Annotated in this window: 12 protein-coding genes; 5 read left to right on the top strand and 7 right to left on the bottom strand. The window is 40.0% G+C overall.

Annotation, left to right across the window (positions count from 1 at the left end; all coding sequences use genetic code 11):
• Window positions 1-197: 197 nt before the first annotated feature.
• Window positions 198-2,288, top strand: a complete 2,091-nt coding sequence (locus D1367_RS07960; protein WP_118165473.1) for a hydantoinase/oxoprolinase family protein — start codon at window positions 198-200, stop codon at window positions 2,286-2,288.
• Window positions 2,289-2,293: 5 nt separating this feature from the next.
• Here D1367_RS07960 and D1367_RS07955 read toward each other — a convergent pair whose 3' ends face one another.
• Window positions 2,294-2,776, bottom strand: coding sequence for a GNAT family N-acetyltransferase (locus tag D1367_RS07955; RefSeq protein WP_118171216.1), 483 nt, complete (start codon window positions 2,774-2,776; stop codon window positions 2,294-2,296).
• Between the two features lie 55 nt (window positions 2,777-2,831).
• Between D1367_RS07955 and D1367_RS07950 the strand changes: the two genes are divergently transcribed.
• Together D1367_RS07950 and D1367_RS30595 are read left to right on the top strand one after the other, a co-directional pair.
• Entirely contained in the window at window positions 2,832-4,394 is a 1,563-nt protein-coding gene (locus D1367_RS07950; RefSeq protein WP_118165471.1) for a hydantoinase B/oxoprolinase family protein, read from the top strand.
• Between the two features lie 289 nt (window positions 4,395-4,683).
• Window positions 4,684-4,860 (top strand): hypothetical protein, encoded by a 177-nt coding sequence (locus tag D1367_RS30595; protein ID WP_181985100.1) that lies wholly within the window; start codon window positions 4,684-4,686, stop codon window positions 4,858-4,860.
• A gap of 54 nt (window positions 4,861-4,914) precedes the next feature.
• Here the strand turns inward: D1367_RS30595 and D1367_RS07945 are convergent, their stop codons facing one another.
• From D1367_RS07945 to D1367_RS07935, 3 genes are all read right to left on the bottom strand, one after another.
• Window positions 4,915-5,421 carry a GNAT family N-acetyltransferase gene (locus D1367_RS07945; protein ID WP_118165469.1) on the bottom strand — a complete coding sequence of 169 codons (507 nt, stop codon included), beginning with the start codon at window positions 5,419-5,421 and terminating at the stop codon, window positions 4,915-4,917.
• 33 nt (window positions 5,422-5,454) lie between these two features.
• Complete coding sequence (locus D1367_RS07940) at window positions 5,455-6,009, bottom strand: pyridoxamine 5'-phosphate oxidase family protein (RefSeq protein WP_118165467.1); 555 nt, start codon at window positions 6,007-6,009, stop codon at window positions 5,455-5,457.
• 159 nt (window positions 6,010-6,168) lie between these two features.
• Window positions 6,169-6,714, bottom strand: a complete 546-nt coding sequence (locus D1367_RS07935) for a DUF937 domain-containing protein (RefSeq protein ID WP_118165465.1) — start codon at window positions 6,712-6,714, stop codon at window positions 6,169-6,171.
• 263 nt (window positions 6,715-6,977) lie between these two features.
• Between D1367_RS07935 and D1367_RS07930 the strand changes: the two genes are divergently transcribed.
• Both D1367_RS07930 and D1367_RS07925 read left to right on the top strand, forming a co-directional pair.
• Window positions 6,978-8,531, top strand: coding sequence for a YcjF family protein (locus D1367_RS07930; protein WP_118165463.1), 1,554 nt, complete (start codon window positions 6,978-6,980; stop codon window positions 8,529-8,531).
• A gap of 550 nt (window positions 8,532-9,081) precedes the next feature.
• Window positions 9,082-10,839, top strand: a complete 1,758-nt coding sequence (locus D1367_RS07925; protein WP_118165461.1) for a serine/threonine-protein kinase — start codon at window positions 9,082-9,084, stop codon at window positions 10,837-10,839.
• 293 nt (window positions 10,840-11,132) lie between these two features.
• On the opposite strand, the gene D1367_RS07920 is transcribed toward D1367_RS07925, so the two are convergent.
• The 3 genes from D1367_RS07920 to D1367_RS07910 all read right to left on the bottom strand — a co-directional run bounded on the left by D1367_RS07920 (window position 11,133) and on the right by D1367_RS07910 (window position 17,379).
• Entirely contained in the window at window positions 11,133-12,428 is a 1,296-nt protein-coding gene (locus tag D1367_RS07920; protein WP_118165459.1) for a hybrid sensor histidine kinase/response regulator, read from the bottom strand.
• Window positions 12,425-14,872 (bottom strand): hybrid sensor histidine kinase/response regulator, encoded by a 2,448-nt coding sequence (locus D1367_RS07915; RefSeq protein ID WP_267255541.1) that lies wholly within the window; start codon window positions 14,870-14,872, stop codon window positions 12,425-12,427. Before D1367_RS07915 ends, D1367_RS07920 begins: the two co-directional genes overlap by 4 nt.
• Before the next feature lie 374 nt (window positions 14,873-15,246).
• Complete coding sequence (locus D1367_RS07910) at window positions 15,247-17,379, bottom strand: tetratricopeptide repeat protein (protein WP_118165457.1); 2,133 nt, start codon at window positions 17,377-17,379, stop codon at window positions 15,247-15,249.
• Window positions 17,380-17,504 lie beyond the last annotated feature (125 nt).

The following is a 17,504-nucleotide window of genomic DNA, read 5'->3' as shown; positions in this document are numbered from 1 at the left end:
GAAACAAGAAAAATCCAGTTCCCTCCCCAATATATCGGGGAGGGTTACGGTGGGGTAAAAAATATTTGATACATCAATAATAACTTTTCAAATATCCTCTAAGATTCCACATCTGTAGAAAAATATTTCACACCTGAAGTAGAAAGACTTCATAACCCATTGTTATGCTACCTGTATAGCGTTGAGAAAACAGAATCATGTTGAAAGTTTTTGCCGATCGCGGTGGTACATTTACAGATATTGTTGCTGTTACTAACAATCAGACAATTATAGACAGACTCTTAAGACATCCAGAACGTTTTTTAATTGTTTCTCTACCTAATCAGCAATGGATTATAGTCTACAAACTGGTTTCAGAAAATCCCGAACAATATCAAGATGCAGCCATCCAAGGAATTCGGGATATCATGGGTATTTCCAGCAACGAACCCATTCCTACTGAAGCGATAGAAGTAGTAAAAATGGGGACAACAGTAGCAACAAATGCACTGTTAGAAAGGAAAGGCGATCGCGTCGTTCTTCTCATTACTAAAGGTTTTAAAGATGCACTACGAATTGGCTACCAAAACCGTCCTAACATCTTTGCTCGTCATATCGTTTTACCAACCATGCTTTATGAGCAGGTGATTGAGATTGATGAACGCTATGATGCTCATGGCAATGAATTAATACCGATAAATATTCAACAAGTCAAAAATGACTTACAAGCAGTTTATAACACAGGAATTCGGAGTTGTGCTATTGTTTTTATGCACAGCGATCGCTATCCCAAACACGAACAACAAATAGCCCAAACCGCCCAAGAAATCGGTTTTACACAAATATCTGTATCTCATCAAGTTAGCCCGTTAATGAAATTAGTCAGCCGAGGAGATACAACAGTAGTTGATGCTTATTTAACTCCGATTTTACGTCGCTATGTCAACCAAATAGCGAGTCAGTTACCTGGAGTAAAATTAATGTTTATGAAATCTGACGGCGGTTTAGTTGCAGCCGAACAATTTCAAGGCAAAGATAGTATTTTGAGTGGCCCGGCTGGTGGTATTGTCGGTGCAGTACAAACTAGTAAAAGAGCAGGTTTTGAGTTAGTTATTACCTTTGATATGGGAGGGACAAGTACAGATGTCGCCCACTTTAAAGGAGAGTATGAACGACAATTAGATTCAGAAATTGCTGGGGCGCGGATGCGAGTTCCCGTATTAGCAATTAATACCATTGCGGCTGGAGGCGGTTCAATTCTCTTTTTTGATGGTTCTAGTTATCGTGTCGGCCCTAAATCTGCTGGTTCAAATCCTGGCCCTGCTTGTTACCGACGTGGGGGGCCATTAGCGGTTACTGATGCTAATGTGATGTTAGGCAAAATCCACCCGCAATATTTTCCCTCGGTTTTTGGAATTGATGGCAATTTACCTTTAGATAAAGATACTGTAATTCAGCAATTTACACAATTAGCCCAAGATATTCAAGGCGCTACATTAAATAATTGTACTCCTGAACAAGTAGCTGCTGGATTTATTGCGATCGCAGTAGAAAATATGGCGAACGCAATTAAAAAAATCAGTCTACAACGGGGTTATGATGTCAGCCAATATGTGCTTTGTTGTTTTGGCGGCGCAGGCGGACAAGTTGCTTGTTTAATTGCCGATACCTTGGGAATGAAAAAAATATTTCTTCATCCTTATGCTGGTGTTCTTTCTGCTTATGGAATGGGATTAGCTGATGTCCGGGCAATTAGAGAAGGAGGAGTAGAACAGCCTTTAACCCAAGCATTAATTCCTAAATTATACCAGTTAATGGAATATTTAGAAACTCAAGCTAGAAGTGAAATAAATGAAGCTAATGCTCAGATAGAAATAGTTCAGAAAGTCAACTTAAAATATGAAGGAACTAATTCTACTTTAACCGTTAACTTTGCCGATGATGTGGTATTAATGCGGCAAGAATTTGAGGATGAACATAAATCCCGCTATGGTTTTATTCAATTAGATAAAACTTTAATTGTTGAATCAGCCTCAGTAGAAGTAATTCAGAAAATGGAGACACCCGAAGAACCCTTAATTACTCGTACTCGTCCTTTAGATGAAGCTGCTACATCTCTTGAGACAGTAAGGATGTTTAGTACCGATAGATGGTATGATACGCCTGTTTACCGACGAGAAGATTTACAACCAGAAGATAGTATTAATGGGCCTGCGATCGTTGTTGAAAAAATTAGCACAATTGTAGTGGAACCTAATTGGCAAGCAAGATTAACTGAACGTAATCATTTAATTTTACAGCGTCTATAAACTGCTTATACAGCAAGTATTTGTGGTGTCCAGGTTAAAAAACAGCGATTACCTTTCTGCTCCGTAACTTTTGCACCTAGCCTATGATAAAAACTAAGTCCGCGACTGTTGCGAACATCAGCATTCCAAGCAAGATGGGTACAGTCATTATCCTTTGCTACTTGAGCTAAATAACTCATTAACGCGGCTCCTGCTCCTTGACTTCTCATATTTTCGTCCACATACAAATCATCAAGCCAGATACTCGGTTGCCCTACAAAAGATGAGTATCTGAATCCATATAAAGCAAACCCAACCACACACTCTGAGGTTTCTGCAAATAAAACGTAAGAGAAAGGTACTGTTCCAAAAATTGTTTTACGTATTTTCTCCTGAGTAACTTGAAGTACACCAGAATAAGCACCAATGTTTCTATCAAATTCAGACTTTTTTTGGATAAAGGAAAAAATTAGTAATATGTCATCAGGTGTAGCAGACCGAATCTTCATTGAACTTCTTTTAATCACTTTAGTAGATAATTTTAGCAAACAATAGGAATCAAACATGTACACAACAACGCAACCAGATCCCATCCGCTTAGAAATATTCAAAAATCTCTATCAATTTATCGCCGAACAAATGGGAATTGTTCTCCAGAATACGGCAGCATCTGTAAATATCAAAGAAAGGCTGGATTTCTCCTGCGCTATTTTTGACTCATCTGGATTATTAGTTGCTAATGCCCCCCACATTCCTGTACATTTAGGCTCAATGAGTGAAAGTGTCCGCAGTTTAATTAACGAAAAAGGCGACACCCTAAAACCAGGAAATGTCTATCTATCTAATAACCCCTATAATGGCGGAACCCACCTTCCCGACGTAACTGCAATTACCCCTGTTTTTCTAGAGAGTTGTGAAAATACTCCATTCCCTACTCCCCTCTTTTTTGTTGCTTCTCGTGGACACCAAGCAGATATCGGTGGAGTTACTCCCGGTTCAATGCCTCCCCACAGTACTACAGTAGAAGAGGAAGGAATTATTTTTGATAATTTTCTCTTGGTTGAAGAGGGCAATTTTCGAGAAACCGCAGTCAGACAACACCTCTCAACTCATACTTATCCTGCTCGTAACCTTGACCAAAATATCGCTGATTTTAAAGCACAAATTGCCGCAAATGAACGGGGAGTACAAGAGCTTCGTAAAATGGTTTCACAATACAAGCTCGATACTGTTCAAGCTTACATGAAGTTTGTACAAGCTAATGCTGAGGAGTCGGTGAGAAAGGCTATCAATCTTCTCAAGGATGGTTCATTTATTTATGAAATGGATAATGGGGCACGAATTCAAGTTCAAGTGACGATTCATCAAGAAAATCGTAGTGCTACCATTGATTTTACTGGAACTTCTCGGCAACTAAATAGTAATTTTAATGCTCCCAAAGCTGTCACTCAAGCCGCAGTTTTATACGTCTTTCGGACTTTAGTTGATGATAATATTCCACTTAATGCCGGGTGTCTTAACCCTCTAGAAATTATTATTCCGGTTGGCTGTATGCTGAATCCAACTTATCCAGCAGCAGTAGTAGCGGGTAATGTCGAAACTTCTCAAACCATTGTCGATGCTTTATACGGCGCTTTAGGTATCATGGCTGCTTCTCAAGGAACGATGAATAATTTTACTTTTGGTAATGAGCAATATCAATATTATGAAACTATCTGCGGCGGCTCTGGAGCAGGAATTGATTTTGATGGAACTGATGGTGTTCATTCTCACATGACTAACTCTCGCTTGACCGATCCAGAAGTTTTAGAAACCCGTTATCCTGTACTTTTAGAAAGCTTTAGTATTCGTCCCGATAGTGGTGGTAAAGGGCAATATTCCGGTGGTAATGGAGTTGTGCGCCGCATCCGTTTTTTAGAACCCATGACAGCTAATATTCTTTCTGGACATCGGGTTGTCCCTCCCTTTGGATTAAATGGCGGAGAAGCCGGAATTGTCGGACGCAATTGGATACAACGTCACAATGGAATTGAAGAGAATTTAGACAGCACAGCAACAGTAGAGATGAAACCTGGAGATGTTTTTGTGATAGAAACTCCTGGAGGAGGCGCATTTAACAGTTATTAGTTATCAGTTATCAGTTATCAGTTAAAAAATGTAACTCAATTGGGAGTCAGAGTCCCCCACAACTAAGTACACCATTTCATTAATTCGTAGCGAATTATCTATAGAAACACTCTGCGTTCCTTTGCGCTAACCTCCGCGTTCCTTTGCGTTTAAAAAAGTTACGAACTTATGCAAAGCGGTACTTAGTACTTTAAGCGATCGCCTAAGACTAATTCCTTCTATAGACTGTGGTCAAGGTCATGACTTAATTGGTTAGCTTGAGAGTAGCAACTATTTAAGGTGAAAAAAGATGAATAAGACATTACTAACGATTTTGATGCTTGCACTCTTACTCTTATTCATCATCTCTCCCTTTGCTGCCCTTGCTAGTTTAATGCTGATAGTGTTAGTTTTGGCGTTTTTCTCTTTACTAGGAAACTTGTTCCAAGTAATAATTGGCGCTGACACCGATTCTAAAGGGTCTTAAGCGGTGCGTTAGGCTTAAAGCCATAACGCACCCTACAAGCGACGAACTTTGAGCTTAAAAATCAATTTTCATTTTGAAAGAGACGCCACCAACTCGGTTGATTGTCTCACTATCAGCAAGAACTTCCCAGCCAAATCGTTTATATAAACCCACGGCTGGATTTGTCGCTCTGGTACTAAGTGATATTGATGGATAAAATGTTTTAGCTGCTGCTAACAAATGTGTGAGTAACTGCGTTCCTATGCCTTTATTTCTATGTTGAGGAAGAATGGCAATAGCTAGTTCAGGAGTTTGATCATCAACATAGCCATATCCCTTATTTTCACCAGTCAATAGACGCAGCCATGCCGCTCCTACTGGTTGATTACTACTTTCTAGAATAGCGATAAAGCCGCTATCATCTTTACGTCCCCAATCTTTAACATATTTTGCCAAATCAGGATTATTCATTGCATCCTGCACTGTCAAATTACCTTCTTCTACTATATGGGCTGCTTCGTACAACATTTCCCAAAGGAAAGGCTCATCTTGCTGTTTAAGTGGACGAATAGAATAATCCATAACTCATGCCCCAAAGTCCGCTTTTGTCTTTCTTTAGGGTAATTTACTTAGTGGTGTGGCTAAACCGTCAATGCTGACGAGATTTTTCTGCTGTTGATATTCTCGAACTCCCTCTTCGCCTTTTTTACTAGCCCAGTCTACTAAAGTCTGGCGCTCACCTTGATATTCATAAAGTGGTACGCCAAAACCACAAGAAATCTGTATTTTTTCAATGTCAGCGACAATAATTTGACGAGTTCCAGGTATCGGCACAAACAAAGAGTATAGGGAGTCCCAATCTGGAGAATTCGGTAAAATCGTCTTTCCTTGACCGTAAAGACGGAGGATACGGGCGGGTTCCTCAAAGGCGCAAAACATGAAGGTTATTCGCCCATTTTCTTGCAAATGCGCTGATGTTTCGTTACCACTGCCTGTAAGGTCTAAATAACCTACTCGGTTGGGAGAGAGGACGCGAAAGCAGCCTAAACCTTTAGGAGAGAGGTTAACATGACCCGTAGGACTCAAGGGTGCAGAGCCAACAAAGAAAATGTGTTGGGCTGCAATAAAGCCTTGCTGTTCCTCAGTAATACAGTCAAAAACTTTAGCCATAGACTGTCTGATATCTATTTACAAATTTTCTATCTTCTCAGCCTATGCTTTAGCTAAAAATCTAGCAAGGGTTAATTGTCGATGTCTAAGGGAGTGGGGAGTGGGGAGTTAGGAGTGGGGAGTGGGGAGTGGGGAGTGGGGAGTGGGGGTTAAGAAGTGTTAACGTTTCATATACCGACTAGCCATTTGGATGGCATCAGCGATATCGACATCACCATCGCCGTCAGCATCCAAGAAGGAATTAAGTACAGAATTCCCGCCAGCTTGGGGATTTTGAGCATTTGCACCTGATTGCAAAAAACTCAGTACTAAAGGTACTGCTAAAGGCAGCAATTGTTGAACTATACTAGCATCCAATCCAGTGCGCTGGGAAGCAACCTGAGCTACCTGTTGTTGTATCTGAGGAGAAAACAGCGAATTGACGGCTTGGGGGTTAGGTGAAGTACCAGCATATTGATTAACTAGACTTTGTGCGGCTTCATTACCATCTGTAGCTTGCTTTTGTTGTAAAACAGAACGCACTTGACTACCGACAATTGACAAAACTGATTGGATGGTAGATGGATCTGTGCCAGTGCGATCGCTTTGCCCACTGTAGGTATCGCTCAACTGCTGTACAGTGTTAACAATACTTCCCAATTGACCTAAGCTGCCCTGTTGATTGGGATTAGCAACGGCACCAAGAATTTGATCGAAAAGTCCCATAAGTTTATTTCTCTCTTTGTTCTCAAAAAAGTTGCCAAAATTGGCGTTAGTCCACTAAAAGATTAGAACACGCGAGCTTCATAATGAACGAATAACATTTTAAAAGCTACTAGCTTAAGGATGAGAGTAATACTGTGCCCTTACGTTTCACCCTCAAAGGAGAGAGGAATGGAAGTGAGGTCAGAATATTAAGTCGCACATCGCGTGAAACTATTAAGATCAGAAGCATCTGCCTACTGAATATCCACTAATCTTTCCCAGCCATGCCTCTGTCACGCATAGTAACGCTGATTGTTGGTCTGATTGTCATTTTGGGGCTAGCCCTATGGCTAATTGATTCCCTATCGCGCCTCTATTGGCAATTGTCCTATTCGCCGTTGCTAGGCAATTTGCTGCTGTTGCTGCTGATTGTCCTGATTGGAGCGTTGGTTGCCGCTTTTGTCTATTATGTATTGGTGATTCAATCTGGAGAAAAGCGATCGCGCCGCAACCCAAAGCGAGTAACTGCGGCGCAAATTCCTGCTGGCAAATCTGATGCTGCTTCTACAACTCTCCAAGCTGTGCGCCAACAGGTAGGGCAAATTCAAGATGAAGTAGCACGCCAAGCTTTATTAAGTAAATCGCGCGAGATTGAAGCAAACTTAGCACGCGGTGAAATTCAAGTAGTGGTATTTGGTACGGGGAGTGCTGGCAAAACTTCTCTAGTTAATGCGATTATGGGACGCATGGTGGGTCAAGTGGATGCACCGATGGGTACAACCCAGGTGGGAGAAACCTATTGTCTGCGGTTGAAGGGATTAGAACGCAAGATTTTAATTACGGATACGCCAGGGATTTTAGAAGCGGGAGTAGCGGGAACGGAACGGGAACAAATGGCGCGAGAACTGGCGACAGAAGCCGATTTACTGTTGTTTGTGGTAGATAATGACTTACGGCGCTCAGAATATGAGCCATTGCGGGGATTAGCAGAAATTGGGAAGCGATCGCTCTTAGTTCTCAACAAAACTGATTTATATACAGATGAAGATAAAGAATCCATTCTTGCAAGGTTGCGTCAACGGGTACGGGGATTTATTGCTACTAATGATGTGGTGGCGATCGCTGCTAATCCCCAACCTGCACAATTAGAAACTGGCGAAACCTTCCAGCCGGAACCCGATATTGTTCCTTTGCTGCGGCGCACGGCGGCTGTTTTACGCGCCGAAGGTGAAGATTTGGTGGCAGATAATATTCTTTTACAATCTCTGCGATTGGGAGACGAAGCGCGAAAACTCATCGATGGCCAGCGTCGCCGTCAAGCTGACAAAATTGTAGAACGCTTTCAGTGGATTGGTGCTGGTGTGGTATCAGTTACGCCTATACCAGTGGTAGATTTGTTGGCGACAGCAGCTGTTAATGCTCAAATGGTTGTGGAAATTGGCAGAGTTTACGGCTGTGAATTGAATATGGAACGGGGGCGAGAGTTAGCCCTTTCTTTAGCGAAAACGATTGCTAGTTTAGGCATTGTCAAAGGAGCGATTCAATTATTATCTACAGCTTTGCAACTCAATGTTGCCACCTTTATTATTGGTAGAGCAATTCAAGGTGTGACAGCAGCTTATTTAACACGAATTGCTGGTAAAAGTTTTATTGAATATTTTCGTCATGACCAAGATTGGGGTGATGGTGGAATGACAGAAGTTGTGCAGCGACAGTTTCAAATTAATCGCAGAGATGAATTTATTAAAGCTTTTATTCAAGAAGCGATCGCACGGGTGGTGAAGCCGTTACAAGATAAATCTGAAGTAGTTGAACCCGAAGAGGAAGCTAATAGTTAAACAATTCAAAACTCAAATAAAAATGTATTTAATATTATTAGGCTGACAAAAGTCAAGGTAAAAAAAAATGCATCAAACAGCAACTATACCTCGTTCCCAGTCTCCGACTGGGAATGCCCATCGTTGAGGCTCCGCCTCCCTTACTGGCGGCGGAACCGCTAGGAGCAGCATTTCCAGCCTCTTGCTGGAAACGAGAGTTGAAAAGCTTTTGAGCTTAAGTTGACATCTATGGGTAAAGACAAGCCCCTACCAGCTTTTTATTCAGATTTTAATTGATTTTAGCTAAAGTCTAGAAGCTATAACGGTTCCCACTCAGATAAGGTTAACTCAGGTTGCACATCAGACACCTTTGCTTGAATTTCATCGAAAATAGTCAATGAAATAAAAAATACGAATTTTAATAAAAAATTATATTTCATTACGCAAAAATACTTAAAAATTAAACTTGCATTTAAGGTATCAAAATTCCGTTTATTTATTTCTAAAGTATTCCGGAAACAGGAGGGAATGGCATGAAAACTAAATAAAGGACTTACTGAGTAACCAGATCATGACCTACCACATAATCGGTAAATTACTACAAGGGCGTTACAAAATTATCCAAAGCCTGGGTGCAGGGGTATTTGGACAAACATACATAGCTGTAGACGTAGATTATCCAGAGAATCCCAAATGCGTTGTTAAACAGATTAAAGTTAGTAGTTCCGAATCTGGCTACTTGGAGATGCTAAGGTTACTGTTTCAGACTGAAACCCAAACCCTCAAGCTTTTGGGAAGCCATCACCAAATTCCTGAATTTATCGCCTGCTTTGAAGAAAACGACCAATTTTATTTAGTCCAAGAATGGATTGAAGGATATGCGCTGGCTAGGGAATTACCCATTGCTCAACAATGGGGATGTCTGTGGAGTGAAAGGGAAGTTGTAGAATTCCTGATAGATGTCTTAGATATTCTGGAATTTGTTCATTCTCACGGCGTTATCCATTGCGATATCAAACCAGAAAATTTGATCAGACGTAATAGCGATTTCAAGTTAGCTTTGATTGACTTTGGCTCAATTCAGTCTATCGATTTTGGCATAGGTGCGGAATTGCCCATTTATAGAATTCCTGTCACTTCATTAGGTTATATACCGCCAGAGCAATTTATTGGAGAAACACAGCCCAACAGTGATATTTATGCTTTGGGTATGATTGCCATCCAGGCTTTAACTGGGTTAGAACCACTGCAATTAAAAGCTGATCCTTATACTAATGAAATTGTTTGGCGTTCTGAAAACACGCCAGTTAATGATTATCTAGCTGCTGTTCTCAGCCAAATGATCCGTTACGATTATCAAAACCGCTTTCAGTCTGCGAGTGAGGTGCTGCGGGTGCTTAAACAAATAATATGGGAACAGCCAATAGAAATATTAGAAACAGATGAGCAATTTTTTATAGAGGCGGCGATTGAAGATGATAATCTTACATCTGGAAATTCATCTCCGTTATTAACAGGAATGAAAGTAGGACTGGCGGCTAATTCTTTAGTGATGGGATTTGGTGTATATTCTTTAATTAATGCTGCGCCTGCATACTCAGAAACAGAAACTTTATCTAAAGCCACACAAGAATATCAAGCAGGAGATTTAGAAGAAGCGATCGCACTTGCTAAATCAATTCCCTCCCACAGCAATGTTTATCCAGAAGCGCAAGCCACAATTGAAGAATGGCAAGAGCAATGGCAAGTAGCTGCACAGCAATATCAAATAGCTCAAACAGCTTTTAATGAGAGCAAATGGTCAGATGTTATTCATGCTGTTGCTAAAAGTCCAAATATTTCATATTGGCAATCTAAAACAGATAAACTAGTTCAGCAAGCATACGTCAACATTGAAGCACAGACGCAAGATTTATTAGCAAAAGCTTACGAAAGTGCCGATACAAAAGATTTTTCTGCTGCATTACAATATCTGCGGCAAATTCCTAAAGAAAGTCGTGCGGGTGCTTTAGTTCAAGACAAGTTGGCTGAGTACAATCGAAAGCGTCAGATTAGAGCAGCTTACTTTTTACAGAAAGCTTATAAACAAGCACTTGTTGGTGATTTTGATCTGGCTATAAAATTTCTCCGAAATATTCCCAACGATACTCTAGTTTATGCTCAAGCTCAAGTAAAATTGAATGAGTATACTCAAAAACAACGCCTGCTGACTGATTATCAAAATGTCGCTTCTGCAAAAATAAAAAATTCATTTGTATCTAAAAATTCAGTGACTAAAATTGAATATATTCAAGGAGGAAATTACCTGCAAGAGGTTAATATTCGATAGTTACAGCAATTTTTAGAGGAAGGACTTTTACATATAACAATTTTAAAATGCGAGTAGAGGCACAATATATTGTGCCCCTACGTGTTTCATTTATTTAGTTTGTAAATTTTCATTTATCGGACAATACAGTTTTTAAAACCTCGTTTCTAGCCAGAGTTAGGAAATGCCCATCATTGGGCTGCTGCCGCAAGTATTGAGGGGATACGAATAATCCTTGTATCGCAAGGTAGGTTGAAACCCCACCCCTAGTGTCGGGCTTAGTTTAATTGCGAATTGCGAATTGCGAATTGGTTTCATCGGATGGGTAGTTCAATGATAAACTCTATGCCTTCACCTGGTTTGGAATCGTATGTGAGCTTGCCGTGATGATTATTAACCACAATTTGGTAAGCAATAGATAGACCAAGCCCTGTCCCTTTACCAACGGGTTTTGTTGTATAAAAGGCATCATATATTTTTGTTGCATCTGCTTTACTTATACCTGAGCCATTGTCGGCAATTCTTAAAATAACTTGCTCTCCAATTGCCTCAGTTTTAATTTTAATAACTCCAGTATTTTGAGAAATTGTCTCAATATCTTTATTTCTATATTTTTCTTCAATTGCATCGATCGCATTACAAATTAAATTCATAAAAACCTGATTAATTTCCCCAGGAAAACACTCAACAAGTGGCAAGCTTCCATACTCTTTAACTAATTTGATCATTGGTTGGTGAGCATTATATTTAAACCGATGTCCGAGAATGAGTAATGTACTTTCTAACCCTTCATGTAAGTTAGCTAGTTTTTTACCCGTTTCCCTGTGTCGGGAAAAGTTGTTTAAATACGACACAATTTCTGTAACGCGATCTGTACCAACTTGCATGGATTGAATAATTTTAGATAAATCATCTAACAAAAAATTTAGATCGCTTTTTTTAATCGCGGTTTTAATTTCCTCTGGTGGATCAGGCAGATGTTTTTGATAGAGATAGAGTAAACTAACTACCTCCTGTACATACTGTTCAACAAAATTTAAGTTGCCAGCTATAAAATTGATGGGATTATTAACTTCATGAGCAATTCCTGCTGTCAGTTGGCCTAAAGCTGCTACTTTTTCTGCTTGAATCAGTTGAGTTTGAGTCTGTTGCAATTCGGCGTTTTTAGCGATTAAAGTTTTCGTCAAATTTCTCAGCTTGAGGTGATTTTCGATCCGTACTAAGACTTCTTCATGCTGAAAAGGTTTGGTAATGTAGTCTACGGCTCCCAATTGCAAACCTTTGATTTTATCAGCAGTTCCTGAGAGGGCTGTCATAAAAATGACCGGAATATCTTGGACACGAGGATTGCTTTTTAGCTGTTTACAGGTTTCAAAACCATCGATACCGGGCATCATTACATCCAGCAAGATTAAATCAGGTAAATCATCATTTTCTAATCGCCCAAGGGCTTTCTCACCGCTCCGTGCTGCCCAAACTTCAAAGCTAGACTGATCCAAAAAGCTGGATAAAACTTGTAAATTGGCAGGGTTATCATCAACGACTAAAATGATTCCCCTCGAATGAGCGGAATTGATAGAATTATTCTGGTTTTCAATAGTAGTTTTCATACTGTTTTCATTGCATATTGAGTCAAAAAATTGAGAATTAAATCTTCATCAAATTGCCTTGCTAGTTGCCTGATTTCGTTAGCAAATGGCGCGAAGGTTATGTCTGTTTCCTCCAGTTGATCGGCCCACTTGAGAATGGCATTGAAGTTACCTTTACTGGCTAAGGTGACTAGTTCTTGCAAAACTTGGGGGGAAGGAGGGGTTAATTGAGGCGATTGGCTATTTGCTGTTGCTTCTTTGGCTTTTTCTCCATCAGGCTGAGATTGCTTGTAAATCCATACCAAATTTAAATATTGTTCTAGTTGATGCAATAATTCATCTACATTTATAGGTTTGCTTAAGAAAGCGTTACCTCCAGCTTGCAGACTGCGATGTTTGTCGGCTTCAAAGACACTAGCGGAAGAAACGATAATCTTGATATTCTGAATTTCTGGAGTGTGACGCAGGTATTTAATTAATTCAAACCCATCCATTTCTGGCATCAGCAAATCTGTGATGATTAAGTCTGGCTTGAGGGCGATCGCTATTTCTAAACCTTCTTTACCGTTGTTGGCTTCAACTACATTAAAACCCAATGGTTGCAGTAAGTTTGTAATCACTGTGCGATTCTCCCAGCGATCGTCAACCATCAGAATGGTGTAGGGGCCACCCTCAAAGCCAATGATTTGTTTCTCTGATGAAGCGTAGGCGTAGCCCGTCGTAGACATCGCAGATTGTACCCAATCAGCCGCTTCAGGAATCTCCAACTCAAACCAGAAGCTACTCCCTTGACCGATCTGACTCTTAACATGGATATCGCTACCCATCATTTGTACTAATTGCCGAGTAATAGCTAAACCCAGCCCAGTACCTTCAGCTTGGCGCTTTTTCTCACCTACTTGTTCAAATGGCAAGAAAATTTTGCTCAATTCTGCGGGAGTTATACCAATTCCAGTATCTTCTACGGTACAACGAAGGCGATGTTTTTGCTGATCACTGGAAGGTTGATCGATTACTTCAATATTGAAAGTAACCTCACCTTCATCTGTAAATTTGATGGCATTTCCCAACAGATTTAATAGCACCTGACGTAATCTTTTGACATCAACATGAATCCCTGTAGGCAAGTTGATCGCGGGTTTATAGACAAACAAAATGCCTTTTTGCTTTGCCCGAATCTGGCATATTTCCACAATTCCTTGGAGAAAAGATGGCAAATGCACATCATCTGAATGCAGTTCTAGCTTTTTTGCTTCAATTTTGGATAGATCCAAAATGTCATTAATTAATGTCAGCAAATGAGAACCGCATTGTTCAATAATATTGACGTGGTATTGCTCTTGATTAGGTAAAGCTGGGGAACGCAGCAAAATTTGGGCACAACCGAGAATGCCATTCAGGGGCGTTCGTAGTTCATGACTCATGTTGGCTAAAAATTCACTTTTAGCATGGTTGGCTGTATCGGCCGCAGTTTTAGATTTTTTTAGTTCAGCTTGTTCAAATGCTTGCACTTGCCACAAAACAGTAATCATGGTGACAGTAAGTCCACCAACAATTAAGGCGATTAAATCGAGGAAGTGCAATCGAGATTCAATATTTTGGCGGGGAATCACCAAAGCCACAGACCAGTTAGCGGCTTGCAACGGCAGATAAGCTATATACTTTTTAGTGCCGTCAATTTCCATTAACTCAATTCCCTGTTGTTTGTTTACCATCTGCTGCGCGATCGCATTTAAATTGCGATCGCCTATTTTCAGCAGGCTGGGTGCAGGTTTTTCTACGGTTGACATTAACGCCGAGTTAGGATGGACGATCGCTTGTCCTTGAGAATTGAGAGCGAAAGCATAGCTATTCGTGCCGTAGCGCAGGGAGTTAACAACCTCTGCAATGTGATCGACTCTCACATTGCCGTGGAAGACTCCGATCGGTGAACTACTGTTAGCAGAATTTGACGAGATTGGGGTGGCGATCGCAATTAAAGGAATTCCTGTAGAACGGCTAATAAAGGGATCAGAAATGTTGCTCTTTCCCGCAATTGCTTTTTGAAAGAAATCCCGATCCTTAATATTTTTATTTGATCGACCAACTTTTGTATTAGAAAATGAACCATCTGGGTTAACTATTTGGAAAAAGAAAAATTCATTGATCCGCTTAATTTCTGCCTTTAAATAGGGTTCTGCCACAGACCAGTTTAAGGAGCGTACAGTTGAAGTATTAGCTAGGGTTTGTACCTCTACTTGGCGAACATGTAACCACTCCTCAATTTCATCACCCCCTCTCTGTACCTCTAAAAAAGCGCTCTGTCTCAAATCTTTGAGCATCATATTTCTAGTGGCTTGATAGCTGAAATAAGCAGAAATACTGACTACAAGGGTAGTGCCGCCAAGAATAAATCGAATTAGTAAATTTCGTGAGGGATGACTTTCTCTGTTAGATGTTGATAAACTGGAGTTTGCTCGGATCAAGGGTTAGCTCCTTAATGGCATAGTTCGGTAAGAAGAAATTCTAGGTTATCTTTAGATTGCCCAAGAAACTACCGATGCTCACAGCTTTTGATAAAATAAACCAGAAATTTATAGTAATGCCACGAATTATAAGTTTTTATCTCAAAATATTCTTGAAAATCAACTAAAACTCCAATTATTGCTTCTAATTACGAATTGTTAAGGTACTATAGCAATCCTATTTGATTTGTGAAAATCACAAGACTCAGATCCCCGACTTCTTATAGAAGTCGGGGATCTCGTTGTTCACGAATGATTAAGTAGGGCTATAGTACAGCACAGCGTAAATAAACCACCCATTTCAAATGAATAAAATACTTACGCTGTATTCATTTTTAATTCCCTTGCGGTGTATTAGTGGAACTAGGAAATGGGAGAACTGGCACAATTACAGGTTTAGGCTTTGATATTTCGCCTTGTAGTTGAATTTGGGCTTGATTGCGCCCGTCTATTGCTTGTTGGTAATTAGGCTTATATTTTATTGCTTGATCGTAAGACGCGATCGCATCTTTAAACTGTTTCAAATTTAATAGCGCATTCCCTCTGCTATACCAGCTTTCAGCGTGGTCTGGTTTATAACGAACTGCTTTATTATAAGACGCGATCGCATCTTCGTATTTTTGCAAAATGTATTGCGAATTTCCCAGATTATACCACACTTGATAATCTTTTTGCTTAAGGGTTGCTGCTTTTTTATAAGCTTTTATTGCTTCTTCATAGCGTTGGCTTTGATGTAGCGACCAACCCAGATTATACCATGCTTGATAGTTACCTGGATTATATTTAATTACTTGATTAAAAGATTCAATTGCTTCTGGATAACGTTGTAAATTGAGCAATACATTACCTCTAGATAACCAGGCTTGATAATAATTTGCCTTGGATTGCACAGCTTTATCATAAGCTGTAAATGCGTCTCGGTAGCGTTGCAGATTGACTAAGGAATTTCCCCAATTATACCAGGCTTGCTCGTAGTCCGGTTTTAATTCCACGACTTTTTGATATGCTGCGATCGCTTCTTCGTATCGGTTAGAATTTTGTAAGGCTAATCCTTTTTTATACCAGGCTTCGTAATTATCTGGTTTCAATTCAATCGCTTTTTCATAAGATTTAATTGCTTGGTCATATTGGTTTAAATTGCTAAAAGCTTCACCCTTAGCATTCCAGACTTCCGAGCTTTCATTATTGAATTGTAAGGCTTTGTCAAAAGAGGCGATCGCTTCTTGATATCGCTGTAGATTTCCCAATACAAAACCTCGTCCACTCCAAGCTTCAAAATTATCTGGCTGAATTTGAATTGCTTTATCATACGCCGCTAGCGCATCTTTGTATTTTTTTAATTTAGATAGCGTTTTACCTTGACCATTCCAGGCTTCAGCATAATCTGGTCTAATATTAACGGCTTTTTCATATACTTCTAATGCATCTTGATAGCGTTGCAAATCAAAAAGCGTATTTCCTTGCTTGGATAATTCTATGGCGTTATTTGAATTAATGTGATTTAAAATTAATATTGATGCTATTGTGCTAACCCCAATTAAAAATATTCCGAGTAAAATTTTACCCAAAATACCTTTTTTAGGTTGAGGTTTGCTGATATTTTTGTGCAAAGAAATAGGAGTTAATGCAATTGTCTGGGCGGGTGGTTGCGTTAACTCTTTCAGCGCTTGTAATGCTAACGTTGCCGAAGCATAGCGTTGGCGAAAGTCGTAGCACACCATCTTATCTAAAAATTGAGCGAATTCTGGCGTTACTGTAGCTTGATTGTGCCAGATAATTTCATTAGTATCGGCATCTTTTACTATTTCCTCTGGTGATAATCCCGTGAGAGCTTGAATAGCAATTATTCCGGTAGCATAGATATCACTGCTTAATTTTGGCGTACCATGAGCTTGTTCTCCAGGGATATATCCAGGTGTACCTATAGCAACAGTACCTTTAATTGAGCCTTCGGGAAGAATTACCTGGGTAGTAATTTGTTTAACTGCACCAAAATCAATTAAGATTAATTTGCCATCTGGATGGCGTCTGAGAATATTTCGTGGATTGACATCACGGTGAATTACATTCTGTTGATGGACAAATTCTAAGATTGTCAAAAGTTCTTGTAAAAATGAAATTACTTGCTCTTGACTCCAGGTTTTACCGGGTATCAATTCTTGACTCAAGTCATGCCCTTCGATCAATTCCTGTACGAGATAAAATTCGGCGTTATCCTCAAAGTAAGCTAAAAGTTGGGGAATGCGATCGTGAGTTCCTAATTTATACAGAACTTGTGCTTCCGTATCAAATAAACGCCTAGCTGTTTCCAAAGTTACGGGATCACTTGCCTGGGGTTTAAGTTTCTTAACGACACATGGAGGTGAACCGGGTAATTGGGTATCACTTGCCACAAAAGTTTCACCAAAACCCCCACCTCCCAAGTTACTAATAATTTGGTATCTTCCTACAAGCGTGTTTCCCAGCATCTCGTTTGCCTACTTAAGTGCGATGCGATCTGATTTCAATCTTGCCACACGTTAAGGGAGAGTAGGGAAGGCAGAGGGCAGGGGGCAGGGGGCAGGGGGAGAATAACTAATAACTAATGACTAAT

This window comes from Nostoc sphaeroides, assembly GCF_003443655.1.
GTDB classification, from domain to species: domain Bacteria; phylum Cyanobacteriota; class Cyanobacteriia; order Cyanobacteriales; family Nostocaceae; genus Nostoc; species Nostoc sphaeroides.
The sequence above is the reverse complement of the archived record's forward strand: the minus strand, read 5'-3'. Positions and strand labels throughout refer to the sequence as shown.